The sequence below is a fragment of the Clostridium sp. SY8519 genome (genome assembly GCF_000270305.1).
In the GTDB taxonomy this organism is placed as follows: domain Bacteria; phylum Bacillota; class Clostridia; order Lachnospirales; family Lachnospiraceae; genus SY8519.
The window spans coordinates 2,037,735-2,055,947 of the sequence record NC_015737.1 but is presented as its reverse complement, the minus strand read 5'-3'; the positions used below and the strand labels follow the sequence as shown (position 1 = coordinate 2,055,947).

Genomic DNA, 18,213 nt, shown 5'->3' with positions numbered 1-18,213 from the left:
CGGCATCCCCACTGCATGAGCCCAGCCGGAAAATGAAATCCCCTGTTATCTGAACTTAGTATAGCATCCTGTTTTGTGTATCTCAATCGTCCAGATTAAAATTTCATTCGTCATGCATTTCATAAAAACGGCCTGTCCGCGGGAACTCTCCCGTGAACAGGCCAGCTGCCAGCTTTCTATTTTACTGTCACGCTTACTTTTGTCCGAACGCCGTTTACTCCCAGGACATAAATCGTGGTTTTTCCCGGCTTTCTTGCTTTGACAATCCCCTTCGCGTAATCCACAGAGGCGATTTTGCTGTCTCTGGACAGAAAACGAACCGCACCGCAATGGGTCTTATCCAGGATGGGACGTCTGCTGTGATGCTTGTGAATGATCGCCCCGATCCGATAGCTCTTTCCCTTTTTCAGTGTGACCGAAGTCTTGTTTACTCTTACCTTCTTCACATTTGTATAACGCGCGTTGGTATTGCCGCAGACAGAATGAACGGTTACACTGTTTTTTACAATTTTCTTTTTACCGTTTACAATCCGGTAGGCAGCCACATAATACTTGTAATGATGATAAGTTTTCAGATTCGTCACTGTGTATACGCGTTTTCTGGATGCCTTATAGTCCGCCACTTTTCTGAATGGATGCGGCTTTTTTGCCTCATCGCAGTGGTTGGTATAGACATAGTAGCCGTCCACATTGGTAAGGCCTGTCCAGGTCAGCACCTGTTTGTGCCGGCCGTAGGCAATTACTTTCGGCAGAAGCACGCCGGACACCTTCTTGACCGGTTTCGCCGGTGCAGATGTTTTCTTCCATTTTGCGTACAGGTCCAGATTGCCTGTCACCGGTGCGGAGAAATTATACGCTTTCTTCAGCCCGCTGTCTGCATACCAGCCGGCAAACTGATAGCCTTTTCTTGCCGGATTTTCCGGTTTCACTGCTTTCCCGCCGTTCGGTGCGGTCTGTGTAAACACCGCTTCCCCGTTGTTGGGATGGAAGGTAATGGTATGTTCTTCAACCGGTGTCTGCTGTTTCTTCCACTGCGCGTACAGGGTGACCGCTTCCGTGTCCATAGGAACTTCCGCGCCGCTTGCCACTGTGGTTCCGGATCCGTCACTCTTTGTATTCCATCCGCTGAACGTATAACCGGCACGGGTGAACTGATTGTCCGCCGCCTTTACCGATTCGCCCAGCAGGCCTTCCGTCGAATCCATGGTTCCCGTTCCTCCGTTGGCCTGATAGGTCAGAGCGGCCTTTCGAACCGCTGTCAGGGAGATTCCGTCTGCCTGCAGCGCATCCTGTCCGCCCTCCAGCTGGGTAGCGTACCAGTTGCTGCGGAAGGACAAGCCGCTGGAATAGGTCAGATTGGCGCTCATATAGCAGTTAGACTGACTGGTATTGTCTCCCATACTGCCCCGGATTGTCATTTTTCCAAGTTTTTTGCTGCTGTCTGCCTGCAGTCCAGGCAGTTCCAGGGTATAGGTATCCGGCATCGCTTCCACGACAGCATACAGGCAGGCAAAATTAAACTGGCTGACCTCGTCATAAGATTTGCCGTTATAATTTTTCGGTGTCTGCAGCTCCATGACAATATGCACCTTTCTGGCACTCTCATCATATGCTGCGCTGGTCACCGCGAATTTGTATCCGGACAGGTCATAATCCTTCACATCCGTATTGTCCACATGGACTTTCGCATTGCTGGTGTACGGGCCGAAATTATCTCCCAGCTGCAGCTGACTTAACGCCTGCTGGAATTCTTCTCCGGATACGTCCAGCCCTTCCGGAATCGTCACGTCAGCCTCCAGTTTACTGGTCAGATTTCTGACACCTACCACATCCAGTCCGCCATTGCCCATGTAACCGAAATAATCCTTGACCGCAGCATTATTGCTGACGGCATCTTTAATATCATTCAGGTCTTTTTTGATTCCCGTTACATCCAGCTTCAGTCCCAGGGTATAGGATTTGCCCTCTTTCACCGGATAGCCGGCGTCACTCTCGGTGCTGTATGCGGAATCTCCCGTCTCTTTGATCAGGATATCTCCCTTGATGGAATCTCTTGACGCCGCGTACTTCTGAAATTCCGATGAAATCGCACTGTATGCTGCAAGTTTCTTCAGCCACTCATCCCATGAGCTTCTTGCCGCCGGCGCCTGTTTCGCCGCAGCCTCAGTCTGTGTATTGGCGGCAGTATCGGTCGAAGCCCCATACGCCAGTCCCGGAGTCCCTGCAAGCAACGTAACTGCTGCCAGAGAAATGCAGGCAGCTGGCCGCACAAACTTTCTTTTTCGTTTTCCCATGACAAAACTATCCCCTTTCGTATCTGACATATCTGGCAGCAAATTCGTGCCTTTTTATGTTATTATGATTAAGCTTATCATATGGGCGTATTTTTTACAATGTCTATCAACAATTATGATATCAATATTTTGTTATGCATTAATATTTATACGAATATGTAAAATACTTTTTCTCTAGCCTTTCTCTGCCGTTCCCGTAAATGCCTTCCAGAAAAAAATTCCACTGCCCTATGGGCAATGGAATTTGTGTCTGCCGTGTAAAATTTACTTTTTCAGCTGTCTTCTGTTTTTATTTTTCTCTGTTTTTTTTTCATCCATCTGCTGTGCGCAATCAGATAACGGATACCTTTTCTTTCTGCAGCATGGCGACTTCCTTCCTGTGACGCGCCGTGTATCTGATGTATTTTTTTATCCGGTTCTTTTGCTCTGTGTTCCAGGGCAAGATTCATCTGCTCCGCCTGGCTGTCATAGGGCGCGCCGCTTATTTTTTCATAGGTGCCGTCACTGCGCAGCCGTCTGGCTTTCCGTGTGTCTTTCCAGAACATTTCAATGATGCCGTGAATCTTGTTCCGGCAGTCTTTGCTGCGCACCGGTACGGCCACCTCCACCCGGCGTTCCGTGTTTCTGGTCATAAAATCTGCTGACGCGATATACATCCGTTCTGTCTCCTGCGTGCCAAACAGATAGATTCTGGAGTGTTCCAGATATCTCCCTACAATGCTGCGCACCTCAATGCCTTCCGTTGTCTCCGGAATCCCCGGCACCAGACAGCAGATGCCCCGGATCAGCATGCGGATCTGCACGCCGGCACAGGAGGCTTCTTTCAGTTTCTGGATGATTTCCCGGTCAGTCAGGGCATTCATCTTAAAAAACATACGGCCGTCTCTTCCGCGGGCGATCTCCCGGTCCATTTCCTCCAGCACCGTCTTTTTCAATGATACCGGCGCCACCAGCAGGTCATGGTACTGTCCGCAGATATTGCCGATCCGCATGTTCTGGAAGAAAATCCGCGCATCCCGTCCGATCTGCTGGTCAGCCATCATCAGGGACAAATCGGTATACATTTTTGCCGTCTTTTCGTTATAATTCCCGGTTCCGATCTGGGTAAGATAAAAGATCCCTTTTCCCTCTCTGCGGGTAATCAGGCACACTTTGGAATGCACCTTGTAATTCTGGATCCCGTAAATCAAAGTACAGCCCGCTTTTTCCAGATGTCTGGACCAGTTAATATTGCTCTGTTCATCAAAACGGGCCCGCAGCTCAATCAGGGCAGTGACTTCTTTGCCGTTTTCCGCCGCCCGCACCAGACTCTCCGCCAGCCGGCTGGTTCCCGCCAGGCGGTAAATCGTGATCTGTATGGAAAGCACGTCCGGATCGTCTGCCGCCTCATCCACCATGCGCAGAAAAGGCTCCATCGATTCATAAGGATATGACAGCAGGAGATCCCGGCGGCTGATCTGTTCCAGCATCGTCTGGTCACTGCGCACCGTTTCCGGCATCTGCGGCGCAAACGGCGGATACAGCAGCACTTTTTTCTGCGCTTCACTCAGACGGTCTCCCAGCGGGTAGGCATAGTTCAGCCGGATCGGCGCCTTTGTAAAGAAGATCTGCCCCTCTTCCAGCCCCAGCTTTTTCTGCAGAAACTTCATAAACTTCGTTCCGATGGCGTGGGACAGTTCCAGGCGCACCGGTTCCAGGTGCTTTCGGTCCCGCAGCATCTTTTTCATCACCTGGCGGAAATCATTTTCCACCTCAAGATCCTCATCCTCCGCATGGATATCCGCATTACGCGTAATACACATCTGCACCTTTTCTTCCACGGCATAGGTGGGAAAAGCCACATCCGCGTATTCCAAAAGCACATCTTCCAGCGCGATATAGCGAATTTCCCTGCCCGGCAGCCAGATCACTTCCGGCAACACCTGAGGCACCGGCAGAAAACCGAAAATCCGCTTCTCGTTCTCTGTCCGCAGCGTCATGGCAATGTAAATCATTTTATTGGGCAGGTAAGGAAAGGGATGGTGGGTATCAATCACCAGCGGCGCCAGCGCCGGCAGAATGGATTCATGAAAATACGTTTCCAGATACTGCTGTTCATCCGCGTTCAGTTCCGCGTAACTCAAGCGGGATACCCCGTAACTGCGCAGAATATACTCCAGTTCGTAGTACAGACGGTCTCTTTTTTCATAAAGCGGGCGCAGTTCCCGGAAAATCGCTTCCAGCTGTTCTCTCGCCGTCATGCCCGACTTATTATCCCGATGCGTCGGATCCGCACGCCACTGATCAATCAGACTTCCGGCTCGTACCATAATAAACTCATCCAGGTTCGTCGTAAAAATCGTCACAAACCGCAGCCGTTCCAGGGGCGGAACGGTCTCATCCTGGGCTTCGCTGAGTACCCTGTCATTGAATTTCAGCCAGGACAGTTCCCGGTTCTGCATGTAACACGGCGTGCTTTTCTCCTTTTTTTCCAACGTCTGTTCCTTATCTGACATCCTCTGCCTCCTATCCGATGCTGTTCTCTGAAAGTATTCCGTCTCTCTGAAGCTGCGCCAGCAGATACCCTTCCCTTACGCCGCCGGAAACAGTAATCATACGTTTGCAGCCATACTGCACGGCAATATTTTTCAAAATCAGCATACCCGGCAGAATGGTATGCACACGATCCGGGACAGTCTTTAAAATCAGGTGCATATGCTCTTTTTTCTCTTTTCGGAAATCATTCAGGAATTTCTTCAGATATTTCGGGTCATAGGTGTCCCCGGTTACCGCGTCTTTGTAACGCGCCCGGATCAGTTTGCAGGCGGCTCTGGCAGAACCTCCCTCACAGCAGATCAGCGCTCCTGACACCTGTTCCGGGAGTTTCATGCCTGACAGCCGCTGACAGACCTCCCGTTCGATCTGTTCTGTTTCCGCACGATCCGGAAAGATTTTCCCGACGTATTTCATATACAGGTTCAGGGATCCCATCGGCAGGGAGCGGGAACTGAGAATGCGGTGATCCGCAAATGCGGTCAGTTCCGTGCTCCCGCCGCCTACGTCCACCACCAGTCCGCTGCCGGTATTCTGCTCCTGCAGCAAACCGTAATAGCCGTACCGCGCTTCATCCTCACCGCTTAAGATCTGCACATCAAATCCGGTTCTCCGGCGGATTTCCTCCACCGCGTCTTCACTGTGTATCACATTCCGCAGGGACGCTGTCGCGAATACATACAGCTTTTTCAGCCGGATGCTTTCCAGCAAAAGTTTCAGCTCCAGCAGCGCGTCCACCGCCTGGTCCAGCCCTTCCCCGGTCAGATTATTATCCGCATCCACATATCCGGCCAGTCCCACCACATATTTCTTATTCATCATACGTTTCAGCCTGCCGTCAGCCCGCAGACGATATACGACCAGACGGATCGTATTGGAACCGATGTCAATTACACCGTACATTTCTGATTGATCCTCCTATCTTCTCTTCCAGATTCTCCGGTCCGGCAGATAGGTTTTCCCTGCCGCCGGCCTGCTCTAATGGTAGGAAAAATACAACATTCTTTCTTACATGTTTCTGTAAAAAAATGTAAAATACAGGTAAAAAACCACGGAATTATTTTTTTGACCGTCAAACAAAGTCGTACTGTGCTAAAATTTATCAGGATTGAATCACAAAAGAAAAGGAAACACAAACCATGAAAACAAACCACCGTTCTGCCCCCAGGTCCGAAAACAGGAAAAACATTCTGGCGCACCGCTGGTATCTGTATCTGACCGAATTTTTCGCGGGAATGTCTGTCATGGCTGTCGAGTTGGGCGCCAGCAGACTTCTGGCACCTTTTTTCAGTTCCTCGCAGATTGTATGGACGATTATTATAGGAACGATCATGATCGCCATGGCCCTGGGCAATGTCATGGGAGGCCGGTGGGCCGACCGGGACCGAAATCCCTCCAGACTCTTTTTTCGTATTCTCATTGCCGCTGTCTGGATCGGACTGATCCCTCTGGCCGGAAAATACCTGATCGCCGCGGTGACCGGTATTCTGGTGATTGCCGTCAATACCAATCTCCTGATCTGGGCGGCTTTTCTCACCTGCATGGTTCTTTTTGTCTTCCCGCTGTTTCTCCTGGGAACGGTCACCCCATCCCTGATCCGCTTTGGAGTATCCGACCTGGATGAAAGCGGACGGGTAGCCGGCCGGCTGGGCGCGTGCAATACCATCGGCAGTATCATCGGTACGTTTCTGCCCACTTTTGTCACAATCCCGGCAGTCGGGACAGCCGTCACGTTCCTGATTTTTTCCGGCATTCTCCTGGCGCTTTCCGCTGTGTATTTTTTCGTCAACGGCGGCGGAAAACGATGCCTGAGTATCTGCTGCGCGCTTTTTATTGTCTCCGGAATCTTCGGACACACTTCCAATTTTGCCTTCTGGGAAAATCACCTGACCTACGAAGGGGAGTCCATCTACAATTATCTGCAGGTGAAGGATCTTCCGGACCGCCGGATTCTGTCCACCAATGTGCTGTTCGGTGTGCAGTCCGTTGCCATGAAACAGCCCGGTCTGACCGGCCTTTATTACGATTATGCCCTGGCGGCCCCCGTCATGGCCGGCAGAAAAGATCCGGACATCTTAGTCCTCGGCATGGGCACCGGCACCTTTGCCGCCTCCTGCCGCCGGTATTTCCCGCAGGCATCCATCTCCGGCGTGGAAATCGATCAGAAAATCACGCACCTGGCCCGCCGCTATTTTCATCTGCCGTCCTCCATCCCGGTGACTGCCTATGACGGGCGGGCCTATCTGAACGCCGATTCCGGAACCTATGATGTGATCATGGTGGATGCCTATCAGGATATTACGATCCCCTTTCAGATGAGCAGCAGAGAGTTTTTCACATCAGTCCGGAACCATTTGAAGAAAAACGGTGTAATGATCGTCAATATGAATATGCATGGAACTGACGCCGGCAAAAAAAGCGATGACATCACCGCCTATTTAACCGATACCATTGCCTCCGTCTTCCCTGACTGTGTCACGGTGGATGTGGCAGATACCACCAACCGGGAACTGTTTGCCGGCACCGGATCCCCGGGAACGCTGAGCCGCAGCCTTCGACAAAATATCTCTTCCCTGACCGCAGATACGGACCTGACGGAACTGCTCCGGAAAGAAGCTCCCCGGCTCACTGCCGTACAGGCCGGAGACAGAATCCTGACGGATGACCGGGCTCCGGTGGAACTGATCGGCATGCGGACCATAGACACGCTGATCCAGGAGGAACTTCGGACCTATAAAAAGATATACCGGGAAAAGGGGCTGCGGGGTCTGCTGGCCGACCTGTAGCCTGCCGCAGATTTCCGTCCCCTTACAGTTTATCGCTGAAATCTCCGGCATAAATCTGGGGACGAATCCGATCCATGATTCTCATCGTCTGGCGCGTGAGACGAAGATAGGCTTTCATCGCCTCTGAATCCCCTTCCCGGATGATCCGCGCGAAATCCAGAAACTCCTGTACCATCCGGTTTTTTTGCGGTTTCGGGAAAAAGGAATTGGCTTCCCCCTTCTCTCCCCGCAGCTGCCAGCGCAGCCCCGGCATCTGGTTGGGTTTTCCCTCCATCCGCATCCAGCCCGCTTCTCCCTGCACCAGAGCATAGGAAGGGCTGTCGGAATCCTTGGCGCCGAGCAGCACCGCCGAAAATTCCTGTCCCGGCTTCTGATACCCAAGCATCAGAGCCCCGGAAGTATCCACGCCGTTAAAGCCGTGATTTGCCTGATATACTGCAGTTTTCGGCAGTTCTGTCTCTTCCCCGTCCGGTGTCAGGCCTTCGGTCAGCCCCACCGTCAGGGCCAGGTTGTAGATATTGATATCATTCATCGCCCCGCCGGTACGGTTCGGATCAAAGGCCGGTGTCACCTCTCCCTGCAGATAGCGGTCATAGCGGCTGGAATACTGGGAAAAATTGCAGCTGATCAGCTTCAGGGATCCCAGCTGCGGCAGAAGCTCCCGCATCTTCCAGAACACCTGGCTGTGCCATACCGTCATTGCTTCAAATAAAAACAGTCCCTGTTTTTCCGCCAGAGCAATCAGATCCTCTGTTTCATCGGCGGATCCCGTGAAGGGTTTTTCCAGAATCACGTGTTTTCCATGAAGCAGCGCTGTTTTCGCGTATTCATAGTGGACGCTGTTGATCAGCCCGATATAAACGGTATCCGCGCCGCTTTCCTGAAGCAGCTGTTCGTAATCTGTGTACACCTGTCCAATTCCATAGGTATGCTGAAGCGCCTCCGCCTTTTCCCGACTGTGGGGTCTGGCAAAAATGGCTCTTTTTTCTATTTCCGGCACTTCTCCTGCCGCTTCCAGTGCATCCGTGATAATTGCCCCTGATCCGATGATGCCAAGTTTCATAAATAAAATCCTTTCTCTTCTGACAAATGATACTTCAGCGCCTTCCGATCATGGACGCTGACATTTTCCGCTTCCGGTGACTTTTTCTGTGCTTGATGTTATAATAACATTTACATGAAGAAAAATCTTGGAGGTACTCTTGATGAAACGTAAATTTCCCCACTTGACAAAACCCATAACCATTGGCAGAACCACCTTCCGCAACCGCATGTTTTCCGCGCCAATGGGCGGCACAGATATCACAAATGACGGATGCATCGGCCCAAAATCCACCGCATTTTACGAACTGCGCGCCAAAGGAGGCGCCGCTGCCGTAACAGTCAGCGAATGCATGGTGCATCCAGCTACCGATGGCTCTCATGCCTACCATCTGGATGAATCCATTCTGAATTCTCTGGCCTGCGCCGCCTACACAGCAGATGCTATCCGCCGCCACGGCGCAGTTCCCAGTCTGGAACTTTCCCATTCCGGCATGTTTGCAGGCACCTACATGACAGATAAAAACCGGCAGCAGTCCCTGCATCAGTGGGGGCCGTCCGATACCATACGCGCAGACGGCGTCCCGGTGAAAGCCCTGCAGGAAAAACAGATCGCGTCCATCATCGCCGCATACGGTCACACCGCAGCCCTGGCAAAACTGGCCGGTTTTGAAATGGTTATGATCCACGGCGGACACGGCTGGCTGATCAACCAGTTTCTCTCCCCCCTCTTCAACCACCGGCAGGATGGCTACGGCGGTTCCCTGGAACACCGCTGCCGTTTTGCCGTAGAAGTACTGCAGGCCGTCCGCCGGGCAGTCGGTCCTTATTTTCCCATTGAATTCCGGATGAGCGGTGCGGAGTTCACCCCGGGCGGCTACGATCTGGACGAAGGGATACGCATTGCCCAGGCCATTGAACCGTACACGGATATTATCCACGTATCTGCCGGTACCTACCAGAAAACCTTTGGCATTACACACCCCTCCATGTTTGAACCTCATGGACGCAATGTGGATCTGGCTGCGGAAATCAAAAAGCATGTCGCAAAGCCGGTTGCCGCTATCGGCGGTCTTAACGATCCGGAACAGATGGAGGAAATCCTTGCTTCCGGCAAAGCAGATATGATCTCCATGGCCCGCGCCCTTCTTGCCGATCCTTTCCTGCCGCGCAAAATATCTGAAAACCGGGAAGAGGAAATCGTCAAATGTCTGCGCTGTTTTACCTGCATGGCAGAACGGGCCGTGACTTCCACCCGCCGCTGTACCGTCAATCCCCTGATCGGCCGTGAACTGGAAGGAGATGAAATCCGTCCGGCAGCCGTCCCGAAGAAAGTCCTGGTAGCCGGCGGCGGCCCCGGCGGTCTGTATGCCGCATATACAGCCGCGCGCCGCGGCCATACGGTTATCCTCTGTGAAAAAGAGGCGCAGACGGGCGGGATTCTGAAAAGCGAACAGGCGCTCCCTTTTAAGTATGAGATGTATCAGCTTGCCCATACCTACCGACTGCTTGCAGAGCGCGCCGGCGTCACTGTACGCACAAATACAGAAGTCACACCCTCCTATGCAGAGACAGAAGCGCCGGATGCCCTGATTATCGCCGTGGGATCCGAACCCTTCATTCCACCGATTCCCGGGATTGACAGCGCGCATGTGATCTCCGTCAACCGCTTTTATCTGGAACAGGATAAAATCACTGACCACGTCATCGTATTCGGCGGCGGGCTGGCCGGCTGTGAATGCGCGGTTCATCTCGGTCAGCAGGGAAAACAGGTCGAACTGGTGGAAATGCAGGATCAGCTGGCACCGGATGCCAATATCCGCCACCGTCCGCTGCTTCTGCAGCAAATTGAAAAATATGTAACGGTTCATACCGGCTGCCGCGGCCTGGAGGTGCGAAAAGACGGCCTCCTGTGTGAAACCGGCGAAGGCCGTCAGGTGCTGATCCCCGGCACTTCTGTGATCTGTGCTCTGGGGCAGCGTTCCCGCTCTGAACTGGCAGAATCTCTGCTTGACACCGCTCCTTTTGTGAGAGTCATCGGCGACGCTTCCCGGGTATCAACAATCACCAATGCCGTTTACCAGGGATATCATGCAGCACTTGATATCTGAGTTTTCAGCTGCCACGGAATCCGTTTCGCCGGATTCCACGCTCTGCCGCGGCTTTTCCTGTTTCGTAACGTCCTAGTTCTGCCACCGAATCTGTTCTCCTGTAATCAGCGGATAACGCGCCAGGGTCTTTCCCTCCAGGTTTTCGCGGTGCATATCCACCGCAGAAATCTGGTGATTGTCATAGGTCGTATAGTAATAGATTCCTTTGCTGGCATTGCAGCAGGACGTATAGATCGTGATTTCGTAAGCGCCCTCCGAGACCTTGCAGCACCCTCTCTGCTGATCCACCGATCCTAAAATATGGAAAAACTGGCTGACGCTTCCCGCTTCCGAATCATCCGAGCAGGCATGCATTTTCGTAAATGCCACCTTTGCGAACCGAGACGCGGAAGACAGATCCCCAGGCAGTCCCAAGGCGCCCATCCCCCTGCTGTAAGCCTGCAGGGGCAGTTCTTTGGAGAAGCGGTTCTCCGGCTGGCTGGAAGACAGCCCCATATACTGGTTCAGCAGAAACATCTGTTTATCAAAGGGCGGGTTGTTGGTCAGCACCCCCACCGGATTCTCGTAAATATGCAGTCCGTCTGCCATGGATTCCACCGTAACAGCCCCTGTCTGATCCGCCAGGATCCAGTGCAGCTGCGCGGCCGGAAGCTGCGGGCTGAAAGGTGTTCCCGTCAGGCAGAGCCGCTGCAGCAGTTCCTTGGCTTCCTGCAAAGAGGCGCACTGGCTCAGAATCCACAAAACGAACTCAAACTGCGCCACATTGTCCTTTCCTTCCTGTGGTTCGGCGTATACGGCATTTCCCACGAAATTCAGTCCTGCCATCCCCAGGCCCTTTTCATTGATCCCGTCATAAAAAAGGGGAAATCCGTCTGCCACATGGGCCATTCCGATTATGGCATAGTGCTGTTCCTTCCGCCCCATATGACGGAAATCCAGCGGATAATTCCGCGGCATCACCACAATCTCCTCTCCGTAACTGAATTCATAATCCAGGGTTCTTCCAAAATAAAAATCTTTTGTCTGATAAGTCACAGCTGTACACATAGCAATTGCCTCCATCTTCTTCCGGCAGCCGGCTGCTGATCCGGGCGGCTTCTTCTTCCGTCAGTGCGGTTTCTGCTCCGCTTTTCTGCCGTCAGTGTCGGTTTCTGTTCCGTCTTTTCTGCCGTCGGCGCCGGTTTTTGATCCGCTTTTTTCTGCATCAGATTCATTATAGCAACGGAAACCCTTTCATGCACAGTATTCCAAAGTTTTTTACGTAAAAAAATACCGGTCCTTTCCGGCAGAAGCAAATTCTGCCCGGAAAGAACCGGTGGCAGCGGTCAGGCGGTTTCGGTCTCATCTTTGGTCTGCAGATAGAGATACTCGCCGGAATCCTCAGCAGACGGCATCCGGGACGCTTCTTCTGTCCCGAGGAATCGACTCACCGGTCCCCGCAGCCGCGCGGTATAAAATTTTACGATATGTCCCACCAGCAGTGCAGAAACAATCGTACCTTCCCGCACTCCATTCAGTTTGTGGAAGGATACCAGGGAAATCACAATGGCGATGCCGGTAACCACCGAATCATTCACTACTTCCACATTTCCAAAAGGCTTATCCAGCTTCTGCGCAACCGCGCGGACAAATGCCTCTCCCGGAAGCATAATTACATCTGCCAGCACTTCCAGAGCGACGCCCAGCGCCAGTGTAAAGCATCCGATCATCAGGAAAATCACCGAATTCAGATAGGGTCCGCCGTACTGACTGGGAATTACCCGCAGGGCAAGATCAATACAGACGCTGAACCCCAGTGTAATCGGCAGCTGAATGGCCTGACGCACCGTAAACTTTTTCCGGACAACTGCTTCAAGAATCAGAAAAACCGCATTGACGATAAATGTATATACCCCCATGGACGGTGCCGTCACCAGACTCAGTACAAACGGCACACCCGACATGGGTGAAGTGCCGATCCCCGCCCGGCTTAAGAATGCAATTCCAATTGCGGAGACAACGACTCCCAGCATAAATACAAAATATCTGCGTCCTTTTTTCCCCTTGTGTTCCATGATATCTTCCTTTCCTTGTTTCCTGCGCTCTAGTAATAAATATTTTTATTTATTACTAAATAATTTTCATCTTGTTATTATCATATCACAAGGAACACATGGGGATAAATAATAAATACTTCTAAAAATATCTGTTAAATTTTGTGACTATTTACGTCTTTTCCTGTTTTCTGTTTCCTATCGTTCGCTGAAAAATTCGATGCACTCTCCCAGCGGTCCCCGGCAGAAAGCCACCCGCAGAGGATACTGTGCGCCCTCTTCCGGCTGCTTCAGCAGGATGTCGATATTCTCCGGTTCCGCGGTTACTTCATAACCTGCTGCCCGGATCTTCGCGATGCAGCCATCCGGATCATCGGTATAAAACGCGAAATGATGGATACTTCCGTTGCACACCTGCTCCTGTCCTTCGGCAAACAGCTCCAGAATATCCTCTCCGTTCAGCGTCAGCATTGCGCCGGCATCCGCGCCTTCTCCCCAGCTGCGTTTCACCTGCATGCCGATCACATCGGTATAAAAAGACACGGTCTTCTGAAAACTCTCCGTTCCGCTGCATTTCAATGCCACATGATGAATTTTTGTAATCATTCCTTATTCCTCCTTTTTCTAACGGGTTTATTTTATCACAAAGCCCGGGCAGAACCTATACGCAGCCGAAAAGCTCCTGTTATAAAACAAGCGGCCGGAGCCTTACACTCCGACCGCCGCAGCGTCTTCTTCCGCTGTCTCTCATTTCTGCAGTTATGATGCGCTGACTTCCGGATCTTTGTCCCTGCCGGCAAGAAGCAGATAGCAGAGCGCTGCCGCAAGTCCGCCCAGCAGAGGCGCCACGAGGAAAATCCACAGGGTGTGAAGGGGCGCCGGGTTTCCATTTGCCGCTGCCACCAGAGCCGGGCCTATGGAACGGGCCGGATTCACGGATGTACCGGTCAGGCCGATGCCTAAAATATGTACAAAGGTAAGGGTCAGGCCGATAATCAGTCCGCCGAAGGATCCATGCCCCGCTTTCTCTGAAGTAACACCGAGAACGGTGAGCACAAACACAAACGTCAGTACCACTTCCACTAAAATCCCTGCTCCCGCTGATCCGTGCACACCTGCCAGACCGTTGGCGCCAAAAGCTCCTGTCTGATCCTGCACACCGCCCAGTGTAAAGATTCCTGCCAGCAGCAGACTGCCGCAGATTGCTCCGAGGATCTGCGCGATTACATATCCCGCGAAATCTTTTCCTGTCATGCGGCCGCTGACCAGTACACCCAGGGAAACTGCCGGATTTACATGGCAGCCGGAAATATTGCCGATACAATACGCCTCAGCCACAATGGAAAGGCCGAATGCCAGCGCCGTAAGCAGATACCCTGTACCGGATTCTGCGCTGCATCCCACGAGCATGGCGGTCCCACAGCCGAAAATCACGAGAACTGCTGTGCCGATAAATTCTGCTGCATACTTTTTCATAATATCTCCTCCTTTGATTTTTGTATACAGTTCATTGTATCGAGTCTGGAAGGGACCGTCAATGTGCAGATTTCTGTATCTGTTTGGTTATGGCATGAGCCTCCCGTTTTCCGGAAGGAAAAACGCCCGGTCTTTCTTTTTCTACAGCAGTCTTCTGTTTCTGGCCTCTGCCACTGCGGCTGATTTGTTGTTTACGCCGAGTTTACGATAGGTTTCCTGATTGTAATACTTTACGCCTGATTTCGATATATGCAGCTGCCGGGCAATCTCCTCCACCGTCAGCCCTTCTGCCTGCATCCGCAGAATGATCAGCGCCTTGTCCCCCAGCACCACATTCTCCTCTCCCTTCCGTTTCAGATAGGAGGGATACAAATGCGCCATTTGTCCGCATTCTTCCAGAACCTGTGTCCGATAGGACGGATCCTTCCACACAAGGTCCCCGGACTTCAGCAGCTCATACACAGCAGTCCCTTCAAAAGAAAGGATCCGCACAAAATGGTAGCTTTCTGCCTGCGTCACCGCCTCCTGCAGATGTTTCTTCCAGTCTTCCCGGCCCATGCGCTGCAGCGCAATCGCCTTCAGCAGGCTGACTTCTGCCGAAATATAGGTACGATGCATCTGCACCGCGTAATATTCCATCAAATCCAGCAGCAGGAGCGCGCGATCTTCCCGTCCTGCCGCCAGATAGCCCCGCACCTTCGTCAGATAGCGGAATCGTTCCATTCCGTTAAATTCCGCGTCTTCATCCGGTGCCTCCTGTTCCATCCAGCGATGGGCCTCGCTGTTTCTGCCGGCCAGCAGTTCCATCCGCGTATGAAGGGCATCAATATTCGGCAGCAGCCGCGGCGCCTCCCGCTCGGCTGTCTGACGGAAACTCAGCAGCATGTCTGTGGCATCTGTCATCCGGTTGTTCAGAATAAACAGACGGGTCAGAATTCCGATGGACACAAATACCAGTTCGTTTTTTCCGCCGCCTTCTGCCTGCATTCTGCCCACATCTGCCAGGGACAGGACTTCATAATTGTCCCCGCCTTTCTCAAACTGGCTTTCTGCCAATGCAAGGTTTACCAGCCCTTTGCCATATCTGCCCAGGACCAGTGCGACGACCTTTCCAAGACTTTTGGCTAATTCCCTGTCTTTCCTGCTCCATTCGCAGAAATCCTTTCCGCCGTTCATCAGAGAAGGCAGATTGCTGGTAACGGAAAACTCCGGCAATGCCGTTTTCCTTTCCCGGATCAGCGTGCCGGCATGTCTGAGTATCGACTTCAGTTCCATGCTGCCTCTGTGCGGCAGCGCGATATCCAGATACAGCAGGCCGCTCTCCGCTTTCCGCCGCAGTCTGCCGGTCTGTCGGCCAGCGTATTGTTTCAGCTCTTCATACCATCGTTCACTCTCCTCTGCATTCATCAGGATCGACTGCATAAGACTCATCCCCGCCATCAGCTCCACACTGGAACGGATCGTGTCTTCTTCCAGGCGCAAATAATAATTCCGCAGGGCAAAATACTCTCCATCGGCAGGATTCTTTCGGATATTCGCGATCAAAACCCGGGATATTCCATCCTGGTCACCGCTGATGTCATACATCTGCAGGGCGGACTGTATCTTGCCCTCCAGCTCATACCTGCTGCCGGCGCTGGAGTACAGCGCCTGTATCCGATGTCTGGAATACTCTGCCCGCAGTCTTCTCCGCAGCATATATTTCATGGGTCGGCGCAGTTCAAAAAACGTATGGTCACCTTCCTGATGTTCCACCAGAAAGCTGCCGATTTCCAGCGACTGACGGATCAGTCTGCCGGCCTCCGGATGGCGGGTGATATGCTGCGCAAGCGCCAGGTCAAACTGCTCCACTACAGATACTTCCATCAGAAATTCCTGCAGTTCCACATCCCACTGCTCGCGCTCTGCCATTTCAAAGTAATCCCACATATCCCTGCGTGCCACGTCTATCGCCTGCATCTGCGCCGCCTGACGGTCTGCCGCGTCCTCGGGAATTTCCAGAAAACGCAGGGCAGACATCTTCAGGAAAAGAGGATGTCCGTGTCCCAGGTCCCACAGTCGGTCAAGTACGGCACTGGTCAGGGCCAGGCCCCGCTTATCCATGTACTGATCCTGTTCCTCCCGGCTGAAAAACAGGCTCTCTTCCCCGATAACAGAAAACACATGCCGCGCATGCGCCAGCTTCAGCCAGCCGGGGATCCGCGCCCGGGAGATGAGAATCAGCCAGATATCTTTTCTGGCACTCATTTCCTCGATCAGATGCGCCCAGGCCTTTCTCTGCTCTTCCCCTTCCACAAACTGCAGGTCATCCAGCACAACGATGGTCACGGCATTCTCTTTCTGTTTCTTTTCGGCAGCCTTTGTCTTCATCTGCAGCAGCTGTTCCAGTTCTCCGGCTTCCATTTCGCCTCCGGAGCAGCAGATATGCTTTTTTCTGGTCAGATAATCCGCCGCGAGCGAAGTCTTCCCGCTCCCGGTCACGCCGCAGATATACACGGTCTGCCTCGGCCCCCTGGCTGCCTGAAGCTGCCGATAGGCTGTCTGCGGCCGATGATAATATTCATCAGCAGTCATTTTCATCCGTTCCGGCATAGCACTCCCCCTCCTGTTCTGAATCCGCAGGATTCCACCTGTCCTCTTTTATCTGTTCTTCTGTCTGTGTTTTTGATTCCTCTGCTGTACCTTTTGTTCTTCTGTCTGTTATTTTACCGGTACAAAAGCCAGACGTAAACTGGCCAAACGGCCAGTATTCCCGCTGTTTTCCCGCCGGTTCCCTCCTTTCGGAGCAAACCGGAGCTGCTTCCGGCACAGATTCCGGGTCGCTTCCGGCGCAGATTCCGGGCTGCTTCCGCCACAATTTCGGGACTGCTTCCGGCGCAGATTCCGGTACGATTTCGGGTCTTTCTAGTCAAAAAGCGGCCTGCAGGTTTCCCTGCAGACCGCCGTCTACGCTTCTGTCCGAATCCGATGCTATTTCAGTTCTTTGAACTGATCATACCCGAGATCCTTCAGCTGGCTGCTCTCTTTGCCGCGGCCGCTGTGATTCTGTTTTCTCCGGGACTGCATCCTGTCTTCCCAGTCCTGCTGCTGGGCCACTTTGTGGGCTTTTTTCCTGCTTTCCCGCTCAGCCTGCGCCCAGGCACGGTTGCGGATTTTGTGGATGATATACATGATCACCACCAGGAATAGCTGCCCCAGGAAAAGATTCCATACCACACCATTCTGCACAATCAGATACCCGCTTTTAAAACCGACCAGCGCAATCAGGCCTGTCCCGGACAGTGCCATAGCCAGCAGGGGCAGATTCTTCACTGCCATGGTCAGCGTCTTCCGTATGCCGCCAATGGTTGTATCAAATCCCACAAAACGACCGATGATCAGCAAAATAAAATACTGAATGATCGAATCATAGTTGTTATTCTGATAGACAAACTTAATATACGCAAAAATTACAAGCATATACAGGATGGCGATCAGATGCATGATCTCCCGCTCGCCCGGCCGGAGCACTTCCAGCGGAATCAGCTTTTTATCAAACCAGGCATTAAAAATCACTGCCATGACGATCAGTCCCAGAAGGATAAAACTGCTGTATTTGTCCCACAGTTCGCCCGCAACGCCAAAATAGGTGATCATAAAATACGCAGAAGTAAACAGTAGAAAAATCGTCCCCGAAACCATCAGTTCAAAATACCGTTCCACCAGGCTCCGCACGCTGTACCGCCGCAGATCCGACTTCATCTGGGCCGGAAGCTTTTCATCCGGAACCGAACTTTTCAGCCCGAAGGCCGTTAAAATACAGACACAGATAAATACTGCCACAAACGCGGTTGCAAACATAATGACAATCCCGCGCAGCTGCAGATAATGCGGCAGATATTCTGCCAGATCCGCCATGATTTTTACTGAATGCATAAAACTCTCCCCTTAAAATTTTTAT

General features: G+C 52.3%; 12 protein-coding genes. 2 read left to right on the top strand and 10 right to left on the bottom strand.

Annotation, left to right across the window (positions count from 1 at the left end; translation table 11 throughout):
• Positions 1–176 precede the first annotated feature (176 nt).
• The 3 genes from CXIVA_RS13510 to CXIVA_RS09615 form a co-directional block, all read right to left on the bottom strand.
• On the bottom strand, positions 177–2,294 hold the full coding sequence (locus tag CXIVA_RS13510; protein WP_013977838.1) for an InlB B-repeat-containing protein: 2,118 nt from the start codon (positions 2,292–2,294) through the stop codon (positions 177–179).
• A 272-nt stretch (positions 2,295–2,566) separates the two neighbouring features.
• Positions 2,567–4,789 (bottom strand): polyphosphate kinase 1, encoded by a 2,223-nt coding sequence (gene ppk1 / locus CXIVA_RS09620; protein ID WP_013977837.1) that lies wholly within the window; start codon positions 4,787–4,789, stop codon positions 2,567–2,569.
• A 10-nt stretch (positions 4,790–4,799) separates the two neighbouring features.
• The gene (locus CXIVA_RS09615) at positions 4,800–5,729 is read right to left on the bottom strand and encodes an exopolyphosphatase (protein ID WP_013977836.1); all 930 of its coding nucleotides are present in this window, start codon (positions 5,727–5,729) and stop codon (positions 4,800–4,802) included.
• A 236-nt stretch (positions 5,730–5,965) separates the two neighbouring features.
• Here CXIVA_RS09615 and CXIVA_RS09610 point away from each other — a divergent pair, with 236 nt between their 5' ends.
• Positions 5,966–7,612 carry a fused MFS/spermidine synthase gene (locus CXIVA_RS09610; RefSeq protein WP_013977835.1) on the top strand — a complete coding sequence of 549 codons (1,647 nt, stop codon included), beginning with the start codon at positions 5,966–5,968 and terminating at the stop codon, positions 7,610–7,612.
• 22 nt (positions 7,613–7,634) lie between these two features.
• Here the strand turns inward: CXIVA_RS09610 and CXIVA_RS09605 are convergent, their stop codons facing one another.
• On the bottom strand, positions 7,635–8,675 hold the full coding sequence (locus CXIVA_RS09605; RefSeq protein WP_013977834.1) for a Gfo/Idh/MocA family oxidoreductase: 1,041 nt from the start codon (positions 8,673–8,675) through the stop codon (positions 7,635–7,637).
• Between the two features lie 142 nt (positions 8,676–8,817).
• On the opposite strand from CXIVA_RS09605, the gene CXIVA_RS09600 reads away from it, so the two are divergent.
• On the top strand, positions 8,818–10,764 hold the full coding sequence (locus tag CXIVA_RS09600; protein WP_013977833.1) for an FAD-dependent oxidoreductase: 1,947 nt from the start codon (positions 8,818–8,820) through the stop codon (positions 10,762–10,764).
• A gap of 72 nt (positions 10,765–10,836) precedes the next feature.
• On the opposite strand, the gene bsh is transcribed toward CXIVA_RS09600, so the two are convergent.
• The 6 genes from bsh to CXIVA_RS09560 form a co-directional block, all read right to left on the bottom strand.
• Complete coding sequence (gene bsh / locus CXIVA_RS09595) at positions 10,837–11,811, bottom strand: choloylglycine hydrolase (RefSeq protein ID WP_013977832.1); 975 nt, start codon at positions 11,809–11,811, stop codon at positions 10,837–10,839.
• Positions 11,812–12,089: 278 nt separating this feature from the next.
• The gene (locus CXIVA_RS09585) at positions 12,090–12,818 is read right to left on the bottom strand and encodes a DUF6198 family protein (protein ID WP_013977831.1); all 729 of its coding nucleotides are present in this window, start codon (positions 12,816–12,818) and stop codon (positions 12,090–12,092) included.
• Between the two features lie 177 nt (positions 12,819–12,995).
• Positions 12,996–13,403, bottom strand: a complete 408-nt coding sequence (locus tag CXIVA_RS09580) for a VOC family protein (RefSeq protein ID WP_013977830.1) — start codon at positions 13,401–13,403, stop codon at positions 12,996–12,998.
• A 153-nt stretch (positions 13,404–13,556) separates the two neighbouring features.
• Complete coding sequence (locus CXIVA_RS09575) at positions 13,557–14,273, bottom strand: aquaporin (RefSeq protein ID WP_013977829.1); 717 nt, start codon at positions 14,271–14,273, stop codon at positions 13,557–13,559.
• A 141-nt stretch (positions 14,274–14,414) separates the two neighbouring features.
• Complete coding sequence (locus CXIVA_RS09570) at positions 14,415–16,865, bottom strand: LuxR C-terminal-related transcriptional regulator (RefSeq protein WP_013977828.1); 2,451 nt, start codon at positions 16,863–16,865, stop codon at positions 14,415–14,417.
• A 378-nt stretch (positions 16,866–17,243) separates the two neighbouring features.
• On the bottom strand, positions 17,244–18,188 hold the full coding sequence (locus tag CXIVA_RS09560; RefSeq protein ID WP_013977826.1) for a hypothetical protein: 945 nt from the start codon (positions 18,186–18,188) through the stop codon (positions 17,244–17,246).
• Positions 18,189–18,213: the final 25 nt, after the last annotated feature.

Excerpts from the sequence above, each read along its gene's own strand:
- CXIVA_RS09585 (WP_013977831.1), bottom strand. The coding sequence starts at position 12,818 with ATGGAACACAAGGGGAAAAAAGGACGCAGATATTTTGTATTTATGCTG.
- bsh (WP_013977832.1), bottom strand. The coding sequence starts at position 11,811 with ATGTGTACAGCTGTGACTTATCAGACAAAAGATTTTTATTTTGGAAGA.
- ppk1 (WP_013977837.1), bottom strand. The coding sequence starts at position 4,789 with ATGTCAGATAAGGAACAGACGTTGGAAAAAAAGGAGAAAAGCACGCCG.
- CXIVA_RS13510 (WP_013977838.1), bottom strand. The coding sequence starts at position 2,294 with ATGGGAAAACGAAAAAGAAAGTTTGTGCGGCCAGCTGCCTGCATTTCT.
- CXIVA_RS09615 (WP_013977836.1), bottom strand. The coding sequence starts at position 5,729 with ATGTACGGTGTAATTGACATCGGTTCCAATACGATCCGTCTGGTCGTA.
- CXIVA_RS09560 (WP_013977826.1), bottom strand. The coding sequence starts at position 18,188 with ATGCATTCAGTAAAAATCATGGCGGATCTGGCAGAATATCTGCCGCAT.
- CXIVA_RS09600 (WP_013977833.1), top strand. The coding sequence starts at position 8,818 with ATGAAACGTAAATTTCCCCACTTGACAAAACCCATAACCATTGGCAGA.
- CXIVA_RS09610 (WP_013977835.1), top strand. The coding sequence starts at position 5,966 with ATGAAAACAAACCACCGTTCTGCCCCCAGGTCCGAAAACAGGAAAAAC.
- CXIVA_RS09605 (WP_013977834.1), bottom strand. The coding sequence starts at position 8,675 with ATGAAACTTGGCATCATCGGATCAGGGGCAATTATCACGGATGCACTG.
- CXIVA_RS09575 (WP_013977829.1), bottom strand. The coding sequence starts at position 14,273 with ATGAAAAAGTATGCAGCAGAATTTATCGGCACAGCAGTTCTCGTGATT.
- CXIVA_RS09570 (WP_013977828.1), bottom strand. The coding sequence starts at position 16,865 with ATGCCGGAACGGATGAAAATGACTGCTGATGAATATTATCATCGGCCG.
- CXIVA_RS09580 (WP_013977830.1), bottom strand. The coding sequence starts at position 13,403 with ATGATTACAAAAATTCATCATGTGGCATTGAAATGCAGCGGAACGGAG.